This is a genomic window from Mycobacterium gordonae, assembly GCF_001417955.2.
GTDB lineage: Bacteria > Actinomycetota > Actinomycetes > Mycobacteriales > Mycobacteriaceae > Mycobacterium > Mycobacterium gordonae_B.
Window position 1 is genome coordinate 55,507 of sequence record NZ_LKTM01000190.1, and the last position, 9,249, is coordinate 64,755.

Genomic DNA, 9,249 nt, shown 5'->3' on the forward strand with positions numbered 1-9,249 from the left:
CGGCTACTCGCACAAATTCGCCACCGCCGCAGGCCCAACGCGGCCTAACCCGGCGGCGCTGCGCCGGCCGCGTCCTGCAGCACCTGCTGCAACTTGTCCAGCGGATCGCCCTGGGTCGGGTCGAGTCGGCGTGGCGGAATCTCCCGTCCGTCGGGCGCCACGGCCACCGGGATCGGCACCGCCACCGGGAGCGGCGGCGGCGGTGGCGGCGGGGGCTGAGCGGCGGCTGGCGGCGGGGAGTTCAGAGCATTCCTCTTGTCCGTCAACCGCTTTGCGGCGTCACGACGCAGGGCCTGGCGCTGCGTGTCCGCGTCGCTGTTGTCGGCAAAGCAGACCGGCGGTGCGTCACCCACGACGGTCAACGCGCTCGCATAACGTTCGTCGGCGCGTGACCGGTCTCCGGCCGCCGCGGCGCGGTCGCCCTGGGTTTCGCGGACCAGCTCGAGGTTAACCCGCACCGGGCAGGAGTCAGCGGTGCCGGTGCGGGCGAGCGCGGCGACGAAGTCCGTGTCCGCCTCGTCGAGCCGTCCGTCGAGGACAGCGGCGGCGCCCGCGGCGAAGGGCGCCTTCGCCGGTTCGATCACGTTGGCCACGCCGAGCAGCGCCGCGTCGTCCCGCACGGCACCCCCGTCGCCGCGCCCGAACGCCGACGCCGCTGAATCTCCGGCCACCACAACCGATATCAGCTTCGCCACGATCAACACCACGAGCAGCACCAGCGGAGCCGAGTAGATCAGCAGCCGCCGTCGCAGTCGCAGCCGTTCCGGTCGCCGCGTCATGCCGCGTCCCGCCGGGTGAGGCGGGTGCGCCGGAACTCGCGCACCGAGAGGTAGATCTCACTCAGCAGCAGCACCGCGGCGAGAAGCGCGGGCAGCCAGTACAACTCAAGCAGGTCAGCGGCCTCCGCGCGGGTGCCGGCGGCGCTCGGCCGGTCGGGCAGGTCCGGCTGGAGCGGCTGACCGGGTTCCCGGTGCTGATACGGCACGACGAGTTGCCCCGCCACCTTGCGCAGTTCGGCCTCGTCGATCCCGTCGGCGCGGCCGTAGCCCAGCACCGCTCCGCCGTCGACGGATCCGCTGTTGAAGTCGCCCTGCGGAGCGCGCGTCCCGGGGGCGCCGGAGCCGAAGTACAGCACGATATTTCGGGTCCCCGGATACTGCTGGGTCGCCTGAATCAGTTGATATCGCAGCACGTTGCTCGCTGCCACGGCATCGACGTCGAGTCCCGCACTCGGGCCGCCGCGGTAGGAATCCAAAGCGGCGATGGTAGGCCGCAGACTCCAGACATCCTCGGAGAGCGGCCAATCCAGGGTGGCCCGTGCCGCGAAGTCGATGAGCGCGTATCGCGCCGCCGGGTACCGCTTGATGAAAGCCGCAATGTCGTCGCGCATGCCAGGCATCACGTCCGAATCCACCGACCGGTCCACGAGCAGAAACACATTGAGGTTCTCGCCGGCCAAAGCCGTTGTTCCCGCGCGGGTCCTGTCGTCGTGCAGTGCGGGGCGGGCGGCAGCCACGATTATCAGCAACACCGCCAGCGTCACCCCGCCCCAGCGCAGCACGGTGCGAGCACGTCGGCGTCCTGCTCCCAACAACACCTGCCGCAGCGCAACCACGCGGGCCAAGACGAGCGCGCCGGCGACGACGGCGAGAATCGGCCAGGGCAGCACGGGCTGGAACGTCATCGGCGCAACCCCATCAGCGCCACCGAAAGCACGGTCGCCGAGAACAGCGCGATCGCCAGGGGCACCACCGGCGAGTCGGCGGCATCCGCTTTGGCGACGGTGCCGTGGCGTGCCGCACGGTTGTGCGCCCGAATGTCATCCAAAGCACCCGATACCGATCCCGGCACCAGATATCGCCCGCCGGTCTGTTCGGTGAGGGCGAGCAACGACCCGCTTTTCGGTGACGGCGCCGTGTCGACCACATTGAGTTGGACCCCGGCGCGCTCGGCCAACTCCCGCACCGCACCGCCGGTGAACAACGCGGCTCGCGGCTCCCCCGCCATGCGCAGATCCGACGGCCCCAGATAGATCACCGATCGTCGGTGCGTGCCGGGCTGCTCGAAATGAGGGAAACCCGAAACACACAGCGCTAGCACATCTTCCACACTCGTCGCGTAATCGGTGTACGGCACCGTCGGCGCGAACGACGCCGACTGCAACCGGGGCGCGCGAGCGTACTCGCCGAATCGCGACACGGCGTACTGGTGGTCGCGCGTCAGCGGTACCAGCCGGCGGTTCACCGACGTCAGACCGATGCGTTGGGTCTGCGGCGCTGCGCCGGCCTGTTGCGCGAAGTAATCCAGCATCTCCACCGTCGCGCGATCCGGCAGCGGCTGCCCGACACACAGCATCACGTCCTCGGAGGACGCGGCGTCGAACTCCTCACCGGCCGCGGCCGGACGAGAGGCCGCCCACGTGGCGGCGCCGAACATCACCGTCAGCACCATCAGGGTCACGACCGTCGACAGCGAGCGCAGCCGCGCCACTCTGGCATACTCGGGCAACCGCGTCAGTCGTGCGATGTTGGCCAGCGGGCGTAACCGCCGGCGCGCCGCGGTCATGGGCAGCACCGCCGCCAGCAAGACCGCGACGACGAAGCAGCCTGATCCGACGGCCGCTACCGGCCACCACTTCAGGTCCACGAGCGGATCAACTCCTGCGCCATGGGGCTCAGCTCGCCGACCTCGACGCTCGTCTCGGCGTTGAACTGCGCATCATCGAGCAGGGCGAGCAGGGGCGCGGCCGCGTCGAGCTGGTCCTCGGCCAGGGCGCCGATGTGCAGATATTGGGCTTTCGCACCGGTCGCCTGGTGCAGAAAGCTGCGTACCGTGCGGGCGATCGCCGCGCTGGCCTGCGGCCGCGACATCCGCCCGGCGCGGTGTTCGCCGGCCAGGCGCTGCACGCGGCGGGCGAAGCGGTCGCGGATCACCCGGGCGTGTATACGTCGCACGACGGGGATCCGGCGCAGCCGGTGCGATGGCAGCGTCCACACGAAAATGCCGGCGTACCAACCAATGACGGCAAGGATCAGCAGTACGGCCCACACCAGCCACGCCGATGAGTAGGGCTGCGGACCGAACACATGGCGCAGCAGATCATCCGGCACGACCGGCCGCCTCGGTCAGGCCGACGAGTTCGCGGCGGATGTCGTCGCTGCCGGCGATGGTGGCGTACGGGATCGCGCGACGGGTCAGGAACTTTGCGAGCCGGTCGCGGCGGACCTGTTCGGCGCGGCGGTAGGCGGCGACGACCCGCGGACCCAGGTCGGCTCCGTTCAGCACGAATCGGCCGGTGGCGACGTCGTACCCGTCGGTGTTGTCCGGCCCCACCGCGGGCATATCGGACACCATCGCCCACAGCATGTCGTGGCGCCCGCTCAATCTGGCGAGAACGCCGTGGAGTTCCTCGCTGACGTCGGGTTCGTCGGAGACCACGACGATCAGCATGGAGTGGCGGTAATGCGTTGCGACGTACTCGAGTTGGGCGGCGATGTCGCTGCTGCCGGGATGGGTCATGGTGTGCTGGTACCAGCGGTGCAGCAGGCCTTCGACGTGCGTCTCGCCGCGACGCTGCGGGACGTTCACGCAGCCGCGACTGTCGCCGAACACCATGCCGATCTGATCGGAGCGCCGCAGCCCGATCAATCCGACGGCGCCCATGATGTGCGCGGCTACGTCGCGCTTGTACTCCCCACTGGGGGCCAGGGCCGCCATGTTGCGGCCGGCATCGGCGACGAGCAGGATTTTGTGGTGCTTCTCGGAGACGAACCGTTTGATGAGCACGCTGCCCGACCGCGCGGAGGCCTTCCAGTCGATGTCGCGGACGTCGTCGCCGGGAACATACGGGCGCAGGTCGTCGAATTCCATGCTGCGCGTGTGCGATAGCGCGTAGCGACCGCCTTCGAGCAGCCCGCGGGTGTCGGTGCCGAAGTGCGCCTTGGCCCGGTTGAGGTGCTTGCCCAAGACGAACTCAGGGCACCCGGACGGCGCGCAGGGCGGCGTCGATCACGGTCTCGGGAGTGACGTTGGCGCTGGCCGCCTCGAATCCAAGAATGAGCCGGTGCCGCAGCACCCGGTGCGCGAGCTTGGCAATGTCCTCCGGGAGTACGTGTGCCCGCCCCGACAGCACCGCCTGCGCCCTTGCCGCCTTGCAGAAGGCGATCGTGGCGCGCGGGCTGGCACCGTACTCGACCAGCCGAGCGGTCTGCTTGGGCAGCGCCCGGCCGGGGTGGCGGGTCACGTCCACCAGTTGGCTGGCGTAGAGCATCAGCGCCCGGTCCATGTAGACATGGCGCACCACGTCCTGCAGACGCAGTACGTCATCGAGGCTGACGACGGGCGCGGCGGGTCGTCGGGTGTCGTAGACGCCGGCGTCGATCCGCGCCATCACTTCCACCTCTTCCTCGGGAGAGGGGTAGCGCACGATCTCCTTGAGCAGGAACCGGTCGGTCTGCGCCTCCGACAGCGGGTAGGTGCCTTCCTGGTCGACGGGGTTCTGCGTCGCGATGACCAGGAACGGGTCGGTGAGCGTGTGCACCTGGCCGGCGATCGTGGTCTGCCGCTCCTCCATCGCCTCGAGCATCGCGCTCTGGGTCTTGGCGCTGGACCGGTTGATCTCGTCGAGCAGCACGATGTTGGCGTGCACGGGGCCCAGTTGGGTGACGAACGAGCTGGTCGACGAGTCGTAGATCTGGGTGCCGATGATGTCGCTGGGCAGCAGGTCAGGGGTGCATTGGATGCGTTGGAAGCGGCCGTGAATCGATTCGGCGAGCACCTTGGCGGCAGTGGTCTTGGCCAGGCCGGGCACGCTTTCCAGCAAGACGTGGCCGCCCGATAACAGTCCGATCAGCAGCGATTCCCGTAACTCTTGTTGCCCGACGATCTTGGCGGCGAACGCCTCGGAGATGGCGTCGACGATCCGCCGGATTCCGTCGAGGTCGCGCTGATCCGGTTGTGTCCGTGCTGTAGTCATATGGCCGCTGGGGTACCCGGGGGCCGGGTTTCCACACGTGGCCCGTGCTGGCTATGCATATCCCGGAGCGTATCCCGGGTTCACGAGTTGCCGCCAAGACCGCCGCTGCGTTGACCGCTGTTGTGCCGGGTATGCATCATCGCGTGCGAATCCCCCCTCCGCGTCGCGTAGTCGCCGCCGCCCTGGTCGGCATCCTCCTGTTGGTGGCGTGCTCGAGCCCGTCGCCACAGTCGTCGCCCGCGCCTCCCGCGGCGGCGCCCGGCAAGCTGGTGCCGGCCCCCATCAGAGTGCCCGCCGACCTGGCGCAGGCGCCGCTCGACCAACCACGACAGGCGCTCATTCCCGACGGCTGGACGATCTCGGTGTGGGCGCGAATCCCGAAGGCGCGCTTGGCAACCTGGACGCCCGATGGCGCCCTGCTGGTGTCGGTGCCGAGCCGCGGTCAGATCGTCAGGGTGACACCTGGCGCGGCGCCGGCCCCGCTGCTCGAAGGGCTCGACCAACCGCACGGCATGACGTTCGCGGGGTCGACGCTGTATGTCGCCGAGAGCAACCGGATCGACGCGTACGACTACACCGGCGGACGGGCGATCAACGGCCGGACCGTCGCCGCCGGCCTACCCGACGCGCGCAGTCCCGACCTGCACGGCGCCTACGCGCATGCGCTGAAGAGCGTGGCCGTCGGCCCCGACGGCGCGGTCTATTTCTCGATCGGTTCGACGGCCAACATCTCGCCGCAGGACCGCACGGCGAGCCCGCCCAGGGCGACGATCATGCGGATTCCGCCCGGCGGCGGCCCGGCCGAGCCGTTCGCGACGGGCGTGCGCAACGGAACGGGCCTCGCCGTCGCGCCGGACGGCTCGTTGTGGACCGCGGTCAACAATCGCGACAACACCCCCGACCCGGACGGCCAGGTCGACGTCGGCTATGTAAACGACCATCCGCCGGAGTCGCTTGCGCGTTTGACTCCCGGGCGCGAATTGGGTTGGCCCTATTGCAATCCCGACGGAGGACCGGCCAACCTGCCGTTCGTGCGCGACATGTCGACCAATAGGGACGGATCTCAGCTGGATTGTGCGACGTTGCCGCCCGTCGAGCACAGCATGGGCGCCCATTCGGCGCCGTTAGGTCTGGCATTTACCACGGGTGTGCTGCCGGGGCCGTACGCCGACGGCGCGCTGGTCGGCATCCACGGTTCGTGGAACCGCAAACCGCCGAGGGCACCGGAGGTGTCCTTCTTCCCCTGGCGGGACGGTGCGCTAGGCGACCAGCAGACTTTGGTCGGGGGCTTCCAGGCCGAGGACGGGTCCCGATGGGGCCGTCCGGTCGCCGCGGTCGTCGGACCGGACGGGGCGGTGTACGTCAGCGACGACGACGCGGGGGCGATTTACCGGTTGGCCCCGCCCGGGCGATAGCGGAGCTTGGCCGCGGCTCGCACAGACGACTCGACTGCTACCTTTCTCCTCGAACTTGCCGCCAAGGAGGACCGATGGCCACCGCACTGACCGGCATTCAGCAGAAGCTGCTGCGCATCGGCGAGTCAGCGCGCGCTGTGAAGCGACTCGCCGAATCGGGCATCCTCGACGTGCGAGACCTGAAGTCGACGGTTCAAGCCGCGAAACTTTCCGGCGTCTACGGTCCGCAGGCGACCATGACGATCCTGGGCGGCCGCAAGTATGCGATGTTGCCGGCGATCGTCGACGAGCGCGGGGCGTTGACGTACGAGGAGGTCGACCACCAGTCCTGGGCGCTGGCTCATGGTTTGAAGTCTCATGGCGTCGCGGCGGGCTCCGTCGTGGGGCTACTGTGTCGCGACCACCGCGGCCTGGTCATCGCGATGGCCGCGTGCGGCAAACTCGGCGCCCGCCTGGTGCTGATGAACACCGGATTCGCCAAGCCGCAGTTCGCCGAAGTGTGCCAGCGCGAGGGTGTGAGTGTGGTGCTGCACGACAGCGAGTTCCTCGGGCTGCTCGACGCCCTGCCTCCCGAGCTGCCGAGGGTGCTGGTCTGGGTCGACGAGGGCGCCGAGGTGCCGACGGGTGCGCAGACCCTCGATGACATCGTCGCGGCGAACCGCACCGATCCCCTGCCGCCACCGGCTAAATCGGGTGGGTCCGTGATTCTCACCAGCGGCACCACCGGCCTACCCAAGGGCGCGCCCCGCGACTCGGTCAATCCCCTCGCGACGGCACAGATCATCGACCGAATTCCTTTCCCGCGCAAGGGAACCATGGTCATCGTGTCGCCGATTTTTCACAGCACCGGATGGGCCACGTACACCGTGGGCGCCGCGCTGGGCAACAAGGTGGTCACCGCCAGGCGGTTCAAGCCGGAGCTCACGCTCAAGCTCATCGCCGAGCACCGGGCCGACATGCTGGTCGCGGTCCCGACGATGCTGCACAGGATGGTCGAACTCCCGCCTGACGTCATCGCGCAGCACGACACCTCGTCTTTGAAGGTGATCCTGGTTGCCGGCTCGGCGCTGAGCCCCGAGCTGTCGTCGCGGGCGCAGGACACCTTCGGTGACGTCCTCTACAACATGTACGGCTCGACGGAATGCGCCATCGCGACCGTCGCCACCCCAGCCGAGCTTCGCGCCGCGCCAGGCACCGCCGGCCGCGCTCCGGTGACCTGCGAGGTGGTGCTGTATGACGAACACGACCAACGCGTGACGGGCCCGAATCGTCGCGGGCGGATTTTCGTCCGCAATGGCGCCCCGTTTTCCGGCTACACCGATGGGCGCAACAAGCAGATCATCGACGGCTACATGTCCAGCGGCGACATGGGCCATTTCACCGAGCAGGGCCTGCTTTTCGTCGACGGCCGCGACGACGACATGATCGTCTCGGGCGGGGAGAACGTCTTCCCGCAGGAGGTGGAGAATCTGCTCGAGGAGCGGTCAGACATCGCCGAAGTGGCTGTGGTGGGTGTCGATGACGTCGAGTTCGGAAAGCGGTTGCGCGCCTTCATCGTTTCCGAGCCGGGCGCCACGCGGGATCCCGCGGAGATCAAGCAGTACGTGAAGAACAACCTCGCGCGCCACAAGGTGCCCCGCGACGTGGTATTCGTCGAGGAGCTACCCAGGAACGCGACCGGCAAGCTGCTACGCCGCGTCTTGGTGGAGATGGACGTCGAGCTGCCTCAGTGACGAGTGGGGCCTGAATAAACACGCCCAGCGGCGAAGACTACGACCACCGCGAGGAGGAAACTATGTGGAACATTGCCTTCACCGCCCTGCTGGTAGCAACATTCGTGTCAGCGGCTGTCGCGCACGCCGACAGTGCTAGCGACTACGTCGCCGCCGTCACATCACAAGGCGTCATTGCAGACCGAGATGCACTCATTGGAGCTGCAGACGACCTATACAACGCTGCGGTGCAGCAAAACCAGGGCGGCATCTTCGTCGGCATATCCCCCAACATCGCCGCAGCTAGCGCACTCAAGCCACACTTGGACTCGACAACCAACAACTCAGCGCCGTCATCCGCGCCGCGCGCAATATCGACTGCCCTCAAAACGGGCCGGTGTGACCATTGACGACAGATCTGGCCCCTCGGCGTCAACGGCCTATCTGGGCTGCCGACTTTTCAGTGAATGCGATTTGGGTCGCTACCGGAGGGTCGCCAGAATGGATCGCCCGCCGCACCGACGCACTCTTGTCCACGTTGGCGTATGCGCTGTCGATACCTAGCTGGGAGACACCGCAGCATCAAGAATGGCGAGGAACGCCAGAAGCGTTGGCGGACATCGTAAGAAGCCACGTCACAACTGGAACGTTCGGCGATCCGGAACCGGAGAACGGCTATCTGTTCACGGTCTCAGGGAAAGGCCCTGCGACTGCGCTTCATGTGCAAGTTTCAGCGGGATCGCGATCAAAGGGACGACGTGTTCCGCTTCACGCCATCGCCATTGATGTACGTGAGATAGCGCCCGGCGGGGTCACAGCGGAGATGGGTGACGCACTCTGCGCCGCTGTTGCCGAGGCTTGGACGCCTGCCGCCCTGAGTTTGTCTGACCTGCTGGTCAACCGCACGGCGCGCCGTGGCGGGTGGAAGATCCCCGTTGGATACCGAACGTGGGTCAACGCGGAGGCTGGAACAATCCGCCATACAGAGGAAGGTCTGGCCTCCCGCGAGCTAACCGGAGGCACGCTTCTATCCGCACCAGACGATTGGCCCGCTGACCGGGTCGTCGCGGCCCTGCGTGCCAGGGTGAGTTGAGTCCAGTGGTTCATAGCAAACCGGCCTGATGCAGGGCGAGATACGGATCAACAC

At 67.9% G+C, this 9,249-nt stretch carries 9 protein-coding genes; 3 read left to right on the plus strand and 6 right to left on the minus strand.

Annotated features, from left to right (window positions below; all coding sequences use genetic code 11):
* Positions 1–44: 44 nt before the first annotated feature.
* Genes AO501_RS15255 through AO501_RS15280 form a run of 6 tightly spaced genes read right to left on the minus strand, consistent with a single transcriptional unit; the run spans position 45 to position 4,975 of the window.
* Entirely contained in the window at positions 45–779 is a 735-nt protein-coding gene (locus AO501_RS15255; protein WP_055578517.1) for a hypothetical protein, read from the minus strand.
* Positions 776–1,684, minus strand: a complete 909-nt coding sequence (locus tag AO501_RS15260; protein WP_055578518.1) for a hypothetical protein — start codon at positions 1,682–1,684, stop codon at positions 776–778. Before AO501_RS15260 ends, AO501_RS15255 begins: the two co-directional genes overlap by 4 nt.
* Positions 1,681–2,646: a hypothetical protein gene (locus AO501_RS15265; RefSeq protein ID WP_055578519.1), complete on the minus strand. Its 966-nt coding sequence runs from the start codon at positions 2,644–2,646 to the stop codon at positions 1,681–1,683. Before AO501_RS15265 ends, AO501_RS15260 begins: the two co-directional genes overlap by 4 nt.
* Complete coding sequence (locus AO501_RS15270) at positions 2,637–3,110, minus strand: hypothetical protein (RefSeq protein WP_055578520.1); 474 nt, start codon at positions 3,108–3,110, stop codon at positions 2,637–2,639. The genes AO501_RS15265 and AO501_RS15270 overlap by 10 nt, the downstream gene beginning before the upstream one ends.
* On the minus strand, positions 3,100–3,966 hold the full coding sequence (locus AO501_RS15275; protein ID WP_055578521.1) for a DUF58 domain-containing protein: 867 nt from the start codon (positions 3,964–3,966) through the stop codon (positions 3,100–3,102). Before AO501_RS15275 ends, AO501_RS15270 begins: the two co-directional genes overlap by 11 nt.
* 7 nt (positions 3,967–3,973) lie before the next feature.
* Positions 3,974–4,975, minus strand: coding sequence for an AAA family ATPase (locus AO501_RS15280; protein ID WP_055578522.1), 1,002 nt, complete (start codon positions 4,973–4,975; stop codon positions 3,974–3,976).
* A gap of 131 nt (positions 4,976–5,106) precedes the next feature.
* Between AO501_RS15280 and AO501_RS15285 the strand changes: the two genes are divergently transcribed.
* From AO501_RS15285 to AO501_RS37240, 3 genes are all read left to right on the plus strand, one after another.
* Positions 5,107–6,390 carry a PQQ-dependent sugar dehydrogenase gene (locus AO501_RS15285; protein WP_156452577.1) on the plus strand — a complete coding sequence of 428 codons (1,284 nt, stop codon included), beginning with the start codon at positions 5,107–5,109 and terminating at the stop codon, positions 6,388–6,390.
* A 74-nt stretch (positions 6,391–6,464) separates the two neighbouring features.
* On the plus strand, positions 6,465–8,123 hold the full coding sequence (locus AO501_RS15290; protein WP_055578523.1) for an acyl-CoA synthetase: 1,659 nt from the start codon (positions 6,465–6,467) through the stop codon (positions 8,121–8,123).
* 62 nt (positions 8,124–8,185) lie between these two features.
* Positions 8,186–8,512: a hypothetical protein gene (locus AO501_RS37240; RefSeq protein ID WP_156452578.1), complete on the plus strand. Its 327-nt coding sequence runs from the start codon at positions 8,186–8,188 to the stop codon at positions 8,510–8,512.
* Positions 8,513–9,249: the final 737 nt, after the last annotated feature.

Bases quoted from the DNA above. Each gene is read 5' to 3' on its own strand.
- AO501_RS15255 (WP_055578517.1), bottom strand. From the start codon at position 779: ATGACGCGGCGACCGGAACGGCTGCGACTGCGACGGCGGCTGCTGATC.
- AO501_RS15260 (WP_055578518.1), bottom strand. From the start codon at position 1,684: ATGACGTTCCAGCCCGTGCTGCCCTGGCCGATTCTCGCCGTCGTCGCC.
- AO501_RS15280 (WP_055578522.1), bottom strand. From the start codon at position 4,975: ATGACTACAGCACGGACACAACCGGATCAGCGCGACCTCGACGGAATC.
- AO501_RS15285 (WP_156452577.1), top strand. From the start codon at position 5,107: ATGCATCATCGCGTGCGAATCCCCCCTCCGCGTCGCGTAGTCGCCGCC.
- AO501_RS15290 (WP_055578523.1), top strand. From the start codon at position 6,465: ATGGCCACCGCACTGACCGGCATTCAGCAGAAGCTGCTGCGCATCGGC.
- AO501_RS37240 (WP_156452578.1), top strand. From the start codon at position 8,186: ATGTGGAACATTGCCTTCACCGCCCTGCTGGTAGCAACATTCGTGTCA.